General features: G+C 63.6%; 11 protein-coding genes. 5 read left to right on the forward strand and 6 right to left on the reverse strand.

Annotated features, from left to right (window positions below):
- The first annotated feature begins 7 nt into the window (after positions 1-7).
- On the forward strand, positions 8-1,807 hold the full coding sequence (locus tag IVB48_RS18430; RefSeq protein ID WP_247401452.1) for a glycoside hydrolase family 15 protein: 1,800 nt from the start codon (positions 8-10) through the stop codon (positions 1,805-1,807).
- 4 nt (positions 1,808-1,811) lie between these two features.
- Here IVB48_RS18430 and IVB48_RS18435 read toward each other — a convergent pair whose 3' ends face one another.
- Genes IVB48_RS18435 through IVB48_RS18460 form a run of 6 tightly spaced genes read right to left on the reverse strand, consistent with a single transcriptional unit; the run spans position 1,812 to position 9,338 of the window.
- Complete coding sequence (locus IVB48_RS18435; protein ID WP_247358456.1) at positions 1,812-2,624, reverse strand: HAD family hydrolase; 813 nt, start codon at positions 2,622-2,624, stop codon at positions 1,812-1,814.
- Positions 2,625-2,658: 34 nt separating this feature from the next.
- The gene (locus IVB48_RS18440; protein WP_247401456.1) at positions 2,659-3,189 is read right to left on the reverse strand and encodes a gluconokinase; all 531 of its coding nucleotides are present in this window, start codon (positions 3,187-3,189) and stop codon (positions 2,659-2,661) included.
- A complete protein-coding gene (gene pgl, locus IVB48_RS18445; protein ID WP_247401460.1) occupies positions 3,176-3,925 on the reverse strand; it encodes a 6-phosphogluconolactonase in 750 nt (249 codons plus the stop codon). The genes IVB48_RS18440 and pgl overlap by 14 nt, the downstream gene beginning before the upstream one ends.
- On the reverse strand, positions 3,922-5,433 hold the full coding sequence (gene zwf / locus IVB48_RS18450; protein ID WP_247401463.1) for a glucose-6-phosphate dehydrogenase: 1,512 nt from the start codon (positions 5,431-5,433) through the stop codon (positions 3,922-3,924). The genes pgl and zwf overlap by 4 nt, the downstream gene beginning before the upstream one ends.
- Before the next feature lie 43 nt (positions 5,434-5,476).
- A complete protein-coding gene (gene gnd, locus IVB48_RS18455) occupies positions 5,477-6,475 on the reverse strand; it encodes a phosphogluconate dehydrogenase (NAD(+)-dependent, decarboxylating) (protein WP_027570567.1) in 999 nt (332 codons plus the stop codon).
- Between the two features lie 13 nt (positions 6,476-6,488).
- The gene (locus IVB48_RS18460) at positions 6,489-9,338 is read right to left on the reverse strand and encodes a bifunctional transaldolase/phosoglucose isomerase (RefSeq protein ID WP_247401468.1); all 2,850 of its coding nucleotides are present in this window, start codon (positions 9,336-9,338) and stop codon (positions 6,489-6,491) included.
- A gap of 307 nt (positions 9,339-9,645) precedes the next feature.
- On the opposite strand from IVB48_RS18460, the gene IVB48_RS18465 reads away from it, so the two are divergent.
- The 4 genes from IVB48_RS18465 to IVB48_RS18480 all read left to right on the forward strand — a co-directional run bounded on the left by IVB48_RS18465 (position 9,646) and on the right by IVB48_RS18480 (position 15,380).
- Positions 9,646-10,308, forward strand: a complete 663-nt coding sequence (locus IVB48_RS18465) for a hypothetical protein (protein WP_247401469.1) — start codon at positions 9,646-9,648, stop codon at positions 10,306-10,308.
- Between the two features lie 299 nt (positions 10,309-10,607).
- Positions 10,608-12,551: a PrkA family serine protein kinase gene (locus IVB48_RS18470; RefSeq protein WP_007595704.1), complete on the forward strand. Its 1,944-nt coding sequence runs from the start codon at positions 10,608-10,610 to the stop codon at positions 12,549-12,551.
- 19 nt (positions 12,552-12,570) lie between these two features.
- Entirely contained in the window at positions 12,571-13,848 is a 1,278-nt protein-coding gene (locus IVB48_RS18475) for a YeaH/YhbH family protein (RefSeq protein ID WP_179950138.1), read from the forward strand.
- Positions 13,845-15,380 (forward strand): SpoVR family protein, encoded by a 1,536-nt coding sequence (locus IVB48_RS18480; RefSeq protein WP_247401472.1) that lies wholly within the window; start codon positions 13,845-13,847, stop codon positions 15,378-15,380. The genes IVB48_RS18475 and IVB48_RS18480 overlap by 4 nt, the downstream gene beginning before the upstream one ends.
- The last annotated feature ends 113 nt before the right edge of the window (positions 15,381-15,493 follow it).

Below are 15,493 nucleotides of genomic sequence, written 5' to 3' on the forward strand. Positions count from 1 at the left end.
CACGACATTGTCTCAGAAAATCGAGGACTATGCGCTGATCGGCGACTGCGAGACCGCGGCGCTGGTCGGCCGCAACGGCTCTATCGACTGGCTGTGCTGGCCGGCCTTCGATTCCGACGCCTGCTTTGCCGCGCTCCTCGGCACGCACAAGAACGGCCGCTGGTTGATCGCGCCGGGCGAGGACGTCACCGCGACGTCGCGCCGCTATCTCGGCGACACCCTCATCCTCGAAACGCGCTTCGAGACGAAGAGCGGCACCGTTGCGCTGATCGACTTCATGCCGCCGCGCGGCAAGGCCTCCGACATCGTGCGGCTGGTCCGCGGAGTCAGCGGCACGGTCAAGATGCGGATGGAGCTCGTCATCCGCTTCGGCTTCGGAGTCGACATCCCGTGGGTGCGGCGGATCGACCATTCCCTGCTGGCGGTCGCCGGGCAGGACATGACCGTGCTGCGGACGCCGGCGCAGACCCGCGGCGAGGATCTGACCACGGTTTCCGATTTCGAAGTGAAGGCCGGCGAGACCGTGCCGTTCGTGCTGACCTACGGCCCCTCGCATCTCGAGCCACCCCCGCCGATCGACCCGGAGCTCGCGCTTCAGGGGACGGAAAAATTCTGGCAGGACTGGTGCAGCCACTGCAATCGCGATGGCGACTATCGCGACCTGATCGTGCGCTCGCTGATCACACTCAAGGCGCTGACCTTCGGTCCGACCGGCGGCATCGTCGCGGCGCCGACCACCTCGTTGCCGGAGAAGCTTGGCGGCGCCAGGAATTGGGACTACCGCTTCTGCTGGCTGCGCGATGCCACCTTCACGCTGCTGGCGCTGATGAACTCGGGTTACACCGAGGAAGCCTCGGCCTGGCACAATTGGCTGTTGCGTGCGGCGGCAGGCTCACCGTCGAACATGCAGATCATGTACGGCATCTGGGGCCAGCGGCGGCTGCTGGAATGGGAGGCGACCTGGCTCGACGGCTACGAGGGCGCGCAGCCGGTGCGCGTCGGCAATGCCGCGCATGCGCAGCTCCAGCTCGACGTCTACGGCGAACTGATCGACGCCTTCCACCAATCGCGGATGGCCAAGCTCAAGCTCGATGACGAGAGCTGGGCGCTGGAATGCGCCGTGCTCAAGCACCTCGCCGAAGTCTGGGACCAGCCCGATCATGGCATCTGGGAGCGGCGCGGAGAGCCGAAGCACTACGTCTTCTCCAAGGTGATGACCTGGGTCGCCTTCGACCGCGGCATCAAGAGCGCCGAGACCTTCGGCTTCAAGGCGCCCCTGCTGCACTGGCGCACCTTGCGCGACGCCATTCATCGCGACGTCTGCAACAGGGGCTTCGACGTGGAGGAGAATGCCTTCGTGGAGTCCTACGGCTCGAAGCTGCTCGATGCCAGCGTGCTGCTGCTGCCGGCCGTCGGCTTCCTGGAAGCGTCGGATCCGCGCATTCGCGGCACCATCGCGGCGGTCGAAAACCACATGCTGCGCGACGGCTTCGTGCTGCGGCACGATCCCCGCGAGGTGCCTGCGGGGCAACCGCCGCTCGAAGGCGCCTTTCTCGCCTGCAGCCTGTGGCTGGCCGATGCCCATGTGCTGTCGGGCGATCTCGACAAGGCGCAAGTCCTGTTCGATCGCGTGGTCGGTATCGCCAATGACGTCGGGCTGCTGGCCGAGGAATATGATTCAGGCGCCAGGCGTCAGACCGGCAATTTCCCGCAGGCGCTGACTCATATTGCGCTGGTCAACACCGCGCATAATCTGTCGGCGGCAAGGCAGGGCAGCCAGAAGCCGGCGATGCAGCGGTCGAAGTAGTGACCTAGGCGACCCCGTTCCGCTTCAAGATCATCTCCATCGCCTCCGCAAAACCGTCCTGCTCGTTGGTCGCGGTGACGTGGGTCGCCTGCTCTTTGACGTTGTCGGCGGCGTTGCCCATGGCTATCGAGGTGCCGCTGACGCGGAACATGGCGAGGTCGTTCTGCATGTCGCCGATGGTTGCGACCGCGTCGGTTGAAATGCCGAGGCGCTTGGCCATGGCTTGCACGAATGTGCCCTTGTCGAAGCCGGGCGGGGTGATGTCGAGGTAGTACGTTTGCGAACGCACCGCCGTCGCCTCGCTGCCGAGCGCCTTCTGCATCGCCTTCTCGCAACGCTCGAGGCCCGCCGCATCGGCGCTGGCGCCGACGATCTTGCAGGCGCTGGCGAGATACGGCGAGAAATCCGTGACGATGGTCGGATCGGAGCGGATCGTATGCTGCTCGTGAGCGACGTATTGGCCATCAGGCCTGTCGATCAGCCATTTGTCGGTGGTGAACAGCCAGATGTCGGCGCCGAAGTCCCGGAGAATTTGCAAGCTTCGCTCGGCCGCGCCGGCGGGGATGAGATGCTGCTCGACCGGATTCATCTCGGGATCGACGATCGAGGAGCCGTTGAACGGGCCGACCGGCAGCCAGAGCGCCAGCGGCTCGATCAGGAAGCGCATGCCGATCGCGGGGCGGCTCGACGTAATCGTGAAACCGATGCCGGCCTGGTGCAGACGCTGCACCGCTGACCTCGCGCGGTCGGTCAGCGTCTTGTCCTTGGTCAGCAGCGTACCGTCGACGTCGGAGACGACGAGCGAGATTTTTGTCATGACGGTCCCTTGGGTGTTTCTTGGGTGTTTGGCCTCAGCGTTTCGTGCCGCCCAGTTTCAACTGCCGCACCGCGCCGTCCACGATCGCTTCCACGGATTCGTCGATCGAGACGGTGATCACGTGCTCGCCAGCCTCCGGCGGCTCCAGCGTGTTGAATTGGCTCGTCAGCAGGCCGGGCGGCATGAAGTGCCCCTTGCGTTGCGCGAGGCGGGCGGCGATCAGCTCCTTCGTGCCCCTGAGGAAGACGAAGCGGACGTCGTCGCGTCCGCGCAGCAGCACATCCCGATAAGTATGCTTTAGCGCGGAGCAGGCGATGATCACGTGCTCGCCCTTGTCACAGACCCGCGCGATCTCGTCGGCGATGGCGTTGAGCCAGGGCCAGCGATCCTCGTCGGTGAGGGGATGGCCGGCCCGCATCTTCTCGACATTGCTGGCGGGATGAAAGCTGTCTCCGTCCTCGAATCGCCAGCCGAGGCGCTCGCCCAACGCTTTTGCAACCGTGCTCTTGCCCGAGCCCGACACGCCCATCACGATCAATGCACAAGGTGCTTCAACGCCCGTCACGAATTCCCCCCGGAAGCGCGGCCTGCTCGACCAGCCAGACGGTCTCGCCATTCGAGCGCGCGCGTACGGCCGGCAGAGTCTCGCCATTGAGCAGGCGCGTCAAGATCGGCTGCTTGTCGTGCCCCGCTATCTCGAACAGCATTTCGCGGCAGGACGCCAGCGCGGGCAGGGTGAGCGAGACCCGCGGCACGAAGGGGGCAACATTGGCCTTGGGGACGCCGACCACCCAGCGCTCGGTCTCCTCGATCGCAGGATAGCCCGGGAACAGCGAAGCGGTGTGGCCGTCGGGACCTGCGCCCATCAAGACCATGTCGAACAGCGGCCGTGCCGGGTCCAGGCTTTCCGCGCCGTAGAAAGCCTGCAGCTCGCGCGCATAGGCCTCGGCGCTCTGATCGGGGGTGTCAGCCGTCGTCGGGATCGGGTGAACATGGCCGGAGGGCGCGTTGCTATCGAGAAAGGTCGCGCGCGCGACCGCCATGTTGTTGAGGGGATCGCTTTCGGGCACGAAGCGCTCGTCACCGATGAACCAGTGCACGCGCTCCCACGGGATTTTTTCGCGCCAGACCTCGCTGCCCAGCAGCTGGTAGAGCTTCTTCGGGCTGGAGCCGCCGGTCAGGCATATCGCGATGCGCCCGGGATTGGCCGCGATTCGCGCCATCACCCGCTCGGCCGCGGCCCGCGCGAGAGCCTCGGCGTCGGCCTCGACGATCAGCTTCGGCTGTCCCGCAGCCGTCACGAAAACTTACGCCAGCTTCGGCCGTCGCGGCGGAGCAATTCATCGGCGCAGGCGGGGCCGTCGCTGCCGGCTTGATAGGTCTCGATGCCGTTGCTGCCCGCGTTCTTCCAGGCGTCCAGGAACGGCTGCACCGCCTGCCATCCGGCCTCGATGCCGTCGGCGCGCTGGAACAGGATGTTGTCGCCGATCATGCAGTCGTAGATCAGCGTCTCGTAGCCGGTCGAGGGATCGGCCCGGAAATAGTCGCCATAGCGGAACTTCATCTCGACGCCGTCGATGGTGACGCTCGGCCCCGGGATCTTGGCGTTGAACTGGAGCTCGATGGTCTCGGTCGGCGCGATGCCGATCGTGAGGAAGTTCTGGGAGAGGCGATCGACAGCGGTGCCTGAGAACATCGACAACGGTGCCTGCTTGAACTTGATCGCGACCTCGGTGCGCTTGTGGCCGAGCGCCTTGCCGGTGCGCAAATAGAACGGCACGCCGGCCCAGCGCCAATTGTCGATCATCAGCTTTAGCGCGACATAGGTCTCGGTGGTGCTGCCGGGTTTGACGTCCTCGGTCCTGCGATAGTCCGGGATCTCATCGTCGCCGATGCGCCCGGAGAGATATTGGGCGCGCACCGAGCTCTTCAGCGCTTCCTCTTCGCTCGGGCGCTGAATCGAGGTCAGAATCTCGGCCTTCTCGGAGCGCACGGAATGGGCGTCGAAACGCGCCGGCGGCTCCATCGCGACCAGCGACATCAGCTGAAACAGATGGTTCGGCACCATGTCGCGCAGCGCGCCGGTGGCGTCGTAAAAGCCGCCGCGATGGCCGACGCCGAGCTTTTCCTCCACCGTGATCTGGATGTGGTCGATATGGTTGCGATTCCAGATCGGCTCGAACATGCCGTTGGCAAAGCGCAGCACCAGGATGTTCTGCACCGTCTCTTTGCCGAGATAGTGATCGATCCGGTAGATCTGGTGCTCGTCCATGATCTTCAGGAGTTCGGTGTTCAGCGCGCGCGCCGACGCAAGATCGGTGCCGAACGGCTTTTCGATCACCAGCCGCCGCCACGCGCCGTTCTCCTTCATCATGCCGGTGCGGCCGAGCTCGCGCGCGGTCGGCGCGAATGCGGCCGGCGGGGTCGCAAGGTAGAACAGCCGGTTGCCACCGGTACCTTCCGAACATTCCAGCTGATCGAGATGCGCGCGCAGGCGATCGAATGACGGCGGGTCCTTTGCGTCGGCCTCCACGAAGGTGACGCATTGCAGGAGCTGCCGGGCGACGACGTCGTCCACGGGGCGGGTTGCGAACTCGCGCAGGCCTTTCATCAGGCTCACGCGCAATTCGTCGTCCGACTGGCCCTTGCGGGCCACGCCGACGACGCAGAATTTCTCCGGCAGCATTTTCTCGGCCGCCAGATTGTACAGCGAGGGCATCACCAGTCGATGGGTGAGGTCTCCGGTCACGCCAAAGATGACGAAGGCGCAATTTTCCGGCTTGCGCTTTGGCTGCGGGTCTTTTGTCACGAACTATTGGCCTTCGCTTGTTACGTTTTACTTCCGCTTCGAGCTATTTGGGCTTCGAAGCAGCCGACTGCTTCGGCTCCTTGTGGCCGCCGAAGCCGGCTCGCATCGCTGAGAGTATTTTCTCGGCGAAGGTGTGTTCCTTGCGGGAACGGAAACGTGCGAACAGCGCCGCGGTCAGGACTTCGGCCGGCACGGCCTCGTCGATGGCGGCATTCACGGTCCAGCGTCCTTCGCCGGAATCCTCGACGAAACCGGAATACTCCGCCAGCGCAGGGCTATCCGCGAGCGCGGTCGAGGTCAGGTCGAGCAGCCAGGACGGGATCACGCTGCCGCGCCGCCACACTTCGGCGATGTCGGCGAGATCGAAATCGTAACGATGATCCGCCGGCAAGGCCTCGATGTTGGCGTTCTTGAGGATATCAAAACCTTCGGCATAGGCCTGCATCAAGCCGTATTCGATCCCGTTGTGGATCATCTTGACGAAATGCCCGGCGCCAACCGGACCGGCATGGATGTAGCCCTGCTCGATGCGGGGATCGCGCCCCTCACGTCCCTCCGTGCGTGGAATGTCGCCGGCGCCGGGCGCGAGCGCGGCGAAGATAGGATCGAGCCGATCGACCACCTGTTTCTCGCCGCCGATCATCATGCAATAGCCGCGGTCGAGGCCCCAGACGCCCCCGGAGGTGCCGACGTCGACATAGTGGATGCCGCGCTCCTTCAGCGCCTTGCCGCGGCGGACGTCGTCCTGCCAAAACGTGTTGCCGCCGTCGATGATCACGTCGCCTTCCTGCATCACGCCCGCGATGGTATCGATCGTGGTCTCGGTGATGTGGCCGGCCGGCAGCATCACCCAGGCCGTGCGCGGCCGCTCCAGTTTCGCAATGAACTCTTCGAGCGTCGCCGAGCCTGTCGCGCCGTCTGCGGCAAGGCCCGCGACGGCCTTGGCGTCCTTGTCGTAGACCACGGTCGAATGTCCCTGGCGCATCAGGCGGCGAACGATGTTGCCGCCCATCCGGCCGAGGCCGATCATGCCGAGTTGCATTTGAGAAATTCCCTTAGTTCAGTGCGTCATTGAGCGCCGCATTGAGCGCCGCGAGACCCTTCTTGAGCCCGCCCTTCAGGTGGACCCGCAGCGCGCGCCGGCCGCGCTCGGTAAGCACGTCGAAGTCGCCGCGCGCCTGCGCGGCCTTGATGACGCCGAAGCTGGCCTTCTGGCCCGGCACCGGCAAGTCCCTGGCATCGTCGGCGGTGATCTGGAGGAACACGCCGCTGTCGGGCCCGCCCTTGTAGGCCTGCCCGGTGGAGTGCAGGAAACGCGGGCCGAACTCGGCGCAGGTTGCGACATGTCGCTTCTCGCGCACTTCGAGCCGCATGGTCTGGAGTGCGTCGATCGTCGCCTTGTCGCGGGCGATGTAGCCGAGCAGGGCGACATAGTCGCCATGTTTGGAGCGCGACAGATGCGCCTTCAGCCATGAGGTGAGGTCGCCGTTGGCGCCGGCGGCCCGCAGGGCCGCGGCATTGGTCTCGTCGGTGTAGAGATCGGCCTCATTGGTGCTGACAACCGGCCGTTCGGCCGGCAGCGTGCCGGTCTTTTCGAACGAGGCGGTGAGCTCTCGGGTCTTGATCTTGGCCGCTTCCACGTCCGGCTGGTCGAACGGGTTGATGCCAAGGATGCTGCCCGCGACCGCCGTTGCCATCTCGAAGCGGAAGAACTCCTGGCCGAGATGGTCGATCGACTTCATCACGATACGCACGACGGGATGGCCGGCCGCTTCGATCGCAGCAAGCTGCGAGTCATGGGCGGGGTCCGCCTCACCCTCGATACGGATGTCGATGAAGAGCCGGTCATTGCCATAGACCGCGAGCTCGCCCAGCGGCTCGCCGTCGATCGGGATCAGGCCCTTGCCGTCCTTGCCGGTCGATTCCGCGATGAGCTGCTCGGCCCAGGCGCCGAAATCGGCGATCTTCTTCGACGACAGGATCGTCACCTTGTCGCGACCTTCGAGCGCTGCATGGCCCATGGCAAGACCGAGCTGCACGCCGGGGTTCTCACTTGGCGGCACGTCCGGTCCGCAGGAGCGGGCCATCGCAAGCGCGTGCTTGACGAAGGTCTTGATATCGATGCCCGCGGTTGCCGCCGGCACCAGCCCGAACGGCGAGAGCACCGAGTAGCGTCCTCCGATGGAGGGCTCGCCGTGGAAGATGCGCGCGTAGTTCAGCGTCTTCGCCGCCTTCTCCAGCGACGACCCGGGATCGGTGACCGCAATGAAGCGATGGCCGGTCTTGACCTTCGGCCCGACCGTCTGCGCGACGCGCTCGTGGAAATAATCCTTCATCGCATTCGGTTCGGTGGTGCCGCCGGATTTGCTGGAGACGATGAACAGAGTGTTGGCGATGTCGATCCTGGCCTCCATCGCCCGCACCTGTGCCGGGTCGGTGGAATCCAGCACGTGCAGCTTCGGGAACCCGGGCTTCTTGCCGAAGGTCTCGGCCAGCACCTCCGGCCCGAGGCTTGATCCGCCCATGCCGAGCACGACGGCGTCTGAAAATTTCTGGCCTTTCACGCGGCCGGCATAATCCTCATAGTCGGCCACGTCGGCCTTGGCGGCGCTGTCGAGCCAGCCGAGCCATTTATCCTCGTCGGTGCCGGTCCAGACCGACTTGTCGCGCTGCCAAAGCCGGCGGATCTTGGCGGATGCGCGCCATTCCTCGGTGCTCTTGGCAACGGCCTTGCCGAGACCGTCGCCGAGCGAGAGAAGCTGGCGGTCGATCGCGGGCCCGAGCACGGTGGCGCGCTTGTGGGCGACCGCGCCATAGAGCTTGTCGGCGGCGTCGGCAAACTGCTTGACGCCGTCCTTGACGAGTTCCTCGGTGATGGCGTCGAGCGAGACGCCGGAGCGCTCCAGCTCTTCCAGCACGCGCCTGGCGTCGTCGACATTCTCTTCCAGGCTGTCGCGCGGCGTGCCGTGGTCGCGGAACGCATCCAGTGTCGCCGGCGGCACGGTGTTGATGGTGTCGGGACCGATCAATTCCTCGACATAGAGGACGTCGCTATAGTCCTTGTTCTTGGTACCGGTCGAGGCCCACAGCATGCGCTGCGGTTTGGCGCCCTTGGCCGCGAGCTTCTCCCAGCGCGGCCCCGAGAACAGGCGCTTGTAATCCTGGTAGGCGACCTTCGCATTGGCGATCGCGACCTTGCCCTTCAGCGCGGCGAGCCGTTCCTTCTCGCTCGGATCGTTGGCGCGGGCGATCTTCTCGTCGAGCTGCTTGTCGACCACCGAGTCGATGCGACTGACGAAGAAGCTCGCGACGCTCGCCACGTGGGAGGGGTCGCCGCCACCTGCGACGTATTGCTCCAGACCGGCGAGATAGGCCTCGGCGACTTGCAGATAGACGTCCCTGGAGAACAGCAGCGTGATGTTGATGCTGATTCCGTCGCCGATGAGCTGTTCGATCGCCGGCAGGCCGTCCGGCGTCGCCGGCACCTTCACCATCAGGTTCTTGCGGTTGACGTCCTTCCAGAGCCGCCGTGCCTCGGTGACCGTTTCACCGGTGTCCATCGCCAGATAGGGCGAGACTTCCAGGCTGACATAGCCGTCGCCGCCCTTGAGGCGGTCGTAGACTGGGCGCAGCACGTCGGCGGCGTTCTGGATGTCCTCGACCGCGACGGCCTCGAACAGGTCGGCGACCGACCGATCGCCGCGCTTCAACGCCTTGCCGATCGGCGCGTCGTACTCGTCCGAGCTGCCGATCGCCTTCTCGAAGATCGAGGGGTTGGAGGTGACGCCCTTGACGCCGTCGGTGTCGATCAGCCGCTTCAGGTCGCCTTTTGCGATGAAGCCACGGGCCAGGAAGTCCAGCCAGACGGCTTGTCCGTGCTTTTCCAGTTCTTTGACGGGATTCATGATGCTAATTTATCTCCAAGCCTGCGGGCGAGGGGTTTCCGCGCCGGTCCTGACGCGCTATCCTCTAGCTTACATGCTTCCTTGAGGGAACCAATCAAGGGTATGGGCGTCATATCCTCCAGTGTAACTCCGTCGCGATCATGGCGATCCGCGTAGAGGGAGCCGAGTTGCGTAAAAGGTCGTTGGCCGTGAGAAATCGGCTTGGCCTCGTTGCGTAACGTCAGCTGCTTCGGCTCGTCGCTCGTGGCTGCGCGGAGTACTCATCAGCGGATTCCGGTCCGCCTGATGCATCGTGGCTCGGTCGCGAATGGCCATGCTGGGGGAAAGCATGCAAGCACATCATGACCGTCTGGCGCTCGCCGTCACAGATAGTCCCCAATCGGTCACGTCGACCGGAAGCGTCGATGCGTCCCACGATCTCGAAATCGGTCCATGTACGACCCAAACGCGGCTGCTGGTCGTAGCAGGCTTCGCCATGACGCTGCTCAGCGCGACACTCGCGTTGGGCTGGTGGGATGCTTTTGGCGATTACGACACGACGGTCGGCTCTGCTGGCGTGGTGGTGTTAGCCCTGATGACCGGTCGGCTGATCTGGATGCTCCCCGCCGAACGGGGATCGGTGGTGATCGTCACCCCCTATGGCATCCGCGATCTCCGCATCGGCAATGAATTTTTGCTGTGGGACTCGATTGCGGAGATTTCGGCTGAAGAACGCCGCGGGCGCAAGGTGATCGTGCTGACGCCGACGCCGGCCTTGCAGCGGCAGCTCTGCACCATCCGCGGCTTGGCCCGTTGTGCGCAGGACGATCGGCAGAACGACCGCATCGTCATCCAGTCGGAGGGCCTGGCGACCGATTTTGATACACTGCTGCGCGCTTGCCGCGACTGTCACGCCGCCGGCGGTCCACGCACCGCATTGCAGCAGGAAGATGAACGCGGCACCCAAGGCTTCGCCGTACAAGCGTCATAAGATCGCCGTTCGCAGATCGCTATGATGGGGCGCCGGATGAACGCATCCCCGGTAACGCCCGGATGTTGCGAGCAAGTGACATTTTCTGGAAATGAGCCAATATAGACAAAGATTCGCTCAAATATCAGGCAGGTGCCTGTTCGTAACTCACCCTGTGCCTACGTTGTGCGTTGCGCCGAGAAGGCGCCCGGGTGTCGAATGATCGTCATGTGCTCACGCTGATTCGAGAGTGGCGCTAAGGAACGGTCCGGTCGCTGCTTTCGTTCAATTGTGTAGCGGAACTCACGCGGAGAGGGATCATGTACAACGATTCTCTATTCAACGCTTTCGCTAAGTCGTTCGAGGCGAGAAGCCAACACGACATGTCGATGGCGGAATATCTGGAATCGTGTCGAAGCGATCCCATGAAATACGCGAACGCGGCCGAACGACTGCTAGCAGCGATCGGTGAGCCCCAGACGATTGACACGGCCAAGGACCCACGCCTTGGCCGTATTTTTTTGAACCGCACGATCCGCACCTATCCCGCCTTCGCCGGCTTCTACGGCATGGAAGAAACCATCGAGCGCATCGTCGGTTTCTTCCGTCATGCGGCGCAGGGCCTCGAAGAGCGCAAGCAGATCCTGTATCTGCTCGGTCCGGTCGGCGGCGGCAAGTCCTCGCTCGCCGAGCGGCTCAAGTCGCTGATGGAAGTGCACCCGATTTACGTGCTCAAGGCCGGCGACGAGCTCTCGCCCGTGTTCGAAAGCCCGCTCAGCCTGTTCGATCCGGATCAGCTCGGCCCGATGCTGGAAGAGAAATACGGCATTCCGCGCCGCCGTCTCACCGGCCTGATGAGCCCGTGGTGCTACAAGCGGCTGGAAGCCTTTGGCGGCGACATTTCCCAGTTTCGGGTCGCAAAGATCCAGCCGTCGCGGCTGCGCCAGATCGGCATCGCCAAGACCGAGCCGGGTGACGAGAACAACCAGGACATCTCCTCGCTGGTCGGCAAGGTCGACATCCGCAAGCTCGAAACCTACGCGCAGAACGATCCCGACGCCTATAGCTATTCCGGCGGCCTCAACCGCGCCAACCAGGGCGTGCTCGAGTTCGTCGAGATGTTCAAGGCGCCGATCAAGATGCTGCACCCGCTGCTCACCGCGACGCAGGAAGGCAACTACATCGGCACCGAGAACATCGGCGCTATTCCGTTCACCGGCGTCATCCTCGCGCACTCCAATGAAGCCGAGTGGTCGAGCTTCAAGGCCAACAAGAACAACGAGGCCTTCATCGACCGCATCTGCGTGATCAAGGTGCCTTATTGCCTGCGGATCACGGAAGAGCAGAAGATCTACGAGAAGCTGATCCAGGGCTCCGAGCTCGCGGCCGCGCCTTGCGCGCCCGCGACGCTGGAGACGCTGGCGCGGTTCTCGGTGATGTCTCGGCTGCGGAAGCACGAAAATTCCACGACCTACGCCAAGATGAGGGTTTACGACGGCGAGAGCCTGAAGGAGACCGATCCGAAGGCGCGCAGTGTCCAGGAATATCGCGATGCCGCCGGCGTCGACGAGGGCATGGACGGTGTCTCCACCCGCTTTGCCTTCAAGATCCTGGCTGCGACCTTCAACCACGATCCGCAGGAAGTCGCCGCCGACGCCGTGCATCTGATGTACGCGCTGGAGCAATCGATCAAGCGCGAGCAGCTGCCCGAGGAAGTCGAGAAGCGCTACCTCGAATTCATCAAGGCGGACCTTGCACCGCGTTATGCCGAGTTCATCGGAAACGAGATCCAGAAGGCTTATCTCGAATCCTACTCGGATTACGGCCAGAACCTGTTCGACCGCTACGTCGATTACGCCGATGCCTGGATCGAGGACCAGGATTTCAAGGACGCCGACACCGGCCAGCTGCTTGATCGCGAACTCTTGAACCAGGAGCTGACCAAGATCGAGAAGCCGGCGGGCATCGCCAACCCGAAGGATTTCCGCAACGAGGTGGTCAAATTCTCGTTACGGTCGCGCGCCCAGAACGGTGGCAAGAATCCGACCTGGATCTCCTACGAGAAGATTCGCGATGTGATCGAAAAGCGGATATTCTCCCAGGTCGAGGACCTGCTTCCGGTCATCTCCTTCGGGTCGAAGAAGGACGGCGAGACGGAGAAGAAGCACGGCGAGTTCGTCGCACGCATGGTGGAGCGCGGCTACACCGAGCGTCAGGTTCGCCGGCTCGTCGAATGGTACATGCGCGTGAAGCAGGCCGGTTGAGGCGGATGGTAAAGTGCCGATTCACATTATTGACAGGCGCCTGAATCCAGGCGGCAAGAGTCTCGAGAACCGGCAGCGGTTCTTGCGTCGGGCCAAATCCCTGGTGCAGGGCGCCGTCAAGAAGACCTCGCAGGAACGCGACATCAAGGACGTCCTGGAGGGTGGCGAGGTTACGATTCCGCTCGACGGCATGCACGAGCCGCGTTTCCGCCGCGACGGCGGAACGCGCGACATGGTGTTGCCGGGCAACAAGAAGTTCATCGAGGGCGACTATCTCCAGCGCTCCGGCCAGGGCAGCGCCAAGGATTCCGGTCCGGGCGAAGGCGACAGCGAGGACGCCTTCCGCTTCGTGCTCAGCCGCGACGAATTCGTCGATCTCTTCCTCGATGATCTCGAACTTCCCGATCTGGCCAAGCGCAAGATCGCGCAGACCGAGAGCGAGGGCATCCAGCGCGCCGGCTACACCACGTCGGGCTCGCCATCCAACATCTCGGTGAGCCGGACGGTTCGGCGCGCAATGGCGCGCCGTATCGCGCTCAAGCGTCCCAGCAAGGAGGAGATCGAAGAGCTGGAATCCGCCATCGCCGCTTGCGCGGATGAGGACGAGCGTCTGGTGCTGATGGCCCAGCTCGAAAAACTGAAGGCGAAGTCCAAGCGTATTCCCTTCATCGATCCGCTCGACATCCGCTATCGCCGCTTCGAGACGGTGCCCAAGCCCGTTGCCCAGGCCGTGATGTTCTGCCTGATGGACGTGTCGGGCTCGATGTCCGAGCACATGAAGGATCTCGCCAAGCGCTTCTACATGCTGCTCTACGTCTTCCTGAAGCGTCGCTACAAGCATGTCGACATCGTCTTCATCCGCCACACCGATCGCGCCGAGGAGGTGGACGAGCAGACCTTCTTCTACGGCCCGGCTTCCGGCGGTACGCTGGTCTCCAGCGCGCTGCAGGCCATGCACGAGATCGTGCGCGAACGCTTCAGCCCGTCGGACTGGAATATCTACGCCGCGCAAGCCTCCGACGGCGACAATTCCTATTCCGACGGCGAGCTCGCGGGCATGCTGCTGACTGACAAGATCCTGCCGGTCTGCCAGTTCTTCGCCTATCTCGAGGTCGGCGAGTCCGGCGGCAGCGCCTTCGATCTGTCCGACTCCTCGCTCTGGACCCTCTACGAGCGCCTGCGCAACAGCGGCGCACCGCTCTCGATGCGCAAGGTTAGCGAGCGCAGCGAGATTTTTCCGGTGTTCCACGACCTGTTTCAGCGCCGCGACACTGCCCAGGAGAAAGCCGCTCCATGACGGAACGCTTGTTCGAAGGCGCCGATTGGGATTTTCACACCTTGCAGCGCATCACGGATGCCTGCGAGGAGGTGGCGACGAAAGATCTCGGGCTCGACGTCTATCCGAACCAGATCGAGGTCATCACCGCCGAACAGATGCTGGATGCCTATTCGTCGGTCGGCATGCCGCTGTTCTACAAGCATTGGTCATTCGGAAAGCAGTTCGCCTATCACGAGGCTTCATACCGCAAGGGCCTGATGGGGCTCGCTTATGAGATCGTGATCAACTCCTCGCCCTGCATCTCCTATCTGATGGAGGAGAACACGGCGACGATGCAGACGCTGGTCATTGCGCACGCCGCTTTTGGCCACAACCACTTCTTCAAGAACAATTACCTGTTCAAGCAGTGGACCGACGCCGACGGCATCCTGGACTATCTCGACTTCGCCAAGAAGTATGTGATGAGCTGCGAGGATCGCTACGGCCGCACCGAAGTCGAGCGCACGCTGGACGCCGCACATGCGCTGATGTCGCATGGGATCGACCGCTATCCCGGCAAGAAGAAGCTCGATCTCCGCGCCGAAGAGAAGCGGGCAGGGCGCCGCCGCCAGCACGAGGAGGAGGTCTTCAACGACCTCTGGCGCACCGTGCCGGCGGGAAAGAGCAAGACCCGGTCCGCGCTCAGCATCGAACGCCGCCGCAAGCTGCTCGGCCTGCCGCAGGAGAACCTGCTGTATTTCCTCGAGAAGAGCGCGCCGCGGCTGGCGCCCTGGCAGCGCGAGCTGTTGCGCATCGTCCGCCACATCGCGCAATATTTCTATCCGCAGAGCCAGACCAAGGTGATGAACGAGGGGACGGCGACCTACGTCCACTATCGCATCATGACCAAGCTGCATCAGCAGGGCCGCATCAGCGACGGCAATTTCCTCGAATTCCTGCAGTCGCACACCAACGTCGTGTTCCAGCCCGAATTCGACGACCAGCGCTTCTCCGGCTTCAACCCCTATGCGCTCGGCTTCGCCATGATGCAGGACATCGAGCGCATCGTGACGCGGCCGGAAGACGAGGATCGCGAGTGGTTCCCGGACATCGCCGGCAAGAACGACGTGATGGGCGTGCTGCGCGACGTCTGGGCCAACTACCGCGATGAAAGCTTCATCGCCCAGTTCCTGAGCCCGAAGCTGATGCGGCACCTTCGCATGTTCCACCTGCATGACGATCCCGAGGAACGCGCCGGCATCCGGGTCGACGCCATTCACGACGAGCGCGGCTTCCGCCGCGTCCGCCGCGAGCTGGCACGGCAGCACGATGTCGGCTACATCGACGCGAATATCGAGGTGGTCGACGTCGATCTCTCCGGCGACCGGCGGCTGATCCTGCATCACCATGTCATCAAGGGCGCGCAGCTCAACGAGACCGACGCCAAGCGCGTGCTCCAGCATCTGGCCGATCTCTGGACCTACGATGTCGCGCTGATCGAGGTCGACGCCAACGACAAGGTGCTGCGCGAATATGTCGTAAGCCCGCGCCCGATCTCGGCGGTGGCCTGACGCTGCTGACTATGCGGAGCAATACGTCGAGATGCGCGTTGATGTGCCCTCGCCCCTTGTGGGAGAGGGCGGCGACGCCGGGAGACACAAGCTCACGGCGGTGAGGGGTATCT

It is taken from the genome of Bradyrhizobium sp. 76 (genome assembly GCF_023073025.1).
Lineage (GTDB): Bacteria > Pseudomonadota > Alphaproteobacteria > Rhizobiales > Xanthobacteraceae > Bradyrhizobium.

What these genes read in the sequence shown, in the direction of transcription:
- IVB48_RS18435 (WP_247358456.1), bottom strand. Translation starts at nt 2,624, where the DNA reads ATGACAAAAATCTCGCTCGTCGTCTCCGACGTCGACGGTACGCTGCTG.
- gnd (WP_027570567.1), bottom strand. Translation starts at nt 6,475, where the DNA reads ATGCAACTCGGCATGATCGGCCTCGGCCGGATGGGCGGCAACATCGTT.
- IVB48_RS18460 (WP_247401468.1), bottom strand. Translation starts at nt 9,338, where the DNA reads ATGAATCCCGTCAAAGAACTGGAAAAGCACGGACAAGCCGTCTGGCTG.
- IVB48_RS18465 (WP_247401469.1), top strand. Translation starts at nt 9,646, where the DNA reads ATGGCCATGCTGGGGGAAAGCATGCAAGCACATCATGACCGTCTGGCG.
- IVB48_RS18470 (WP_007595704.1), top strand. Translation starts at nt 10,608, where the DNA reads ATGTACAACGATTCTCTATTCAACGCTTTCGCTAAGTCGTTCGAGGCG.
- IVB48_RS18480 (WP_247401472.1), top strand. Translation starts at nt 13,845, where the DNA reads ATGACGGAACGCTTGTTCGAAGGCGCCGATTGGGATTTTCACACCTTG.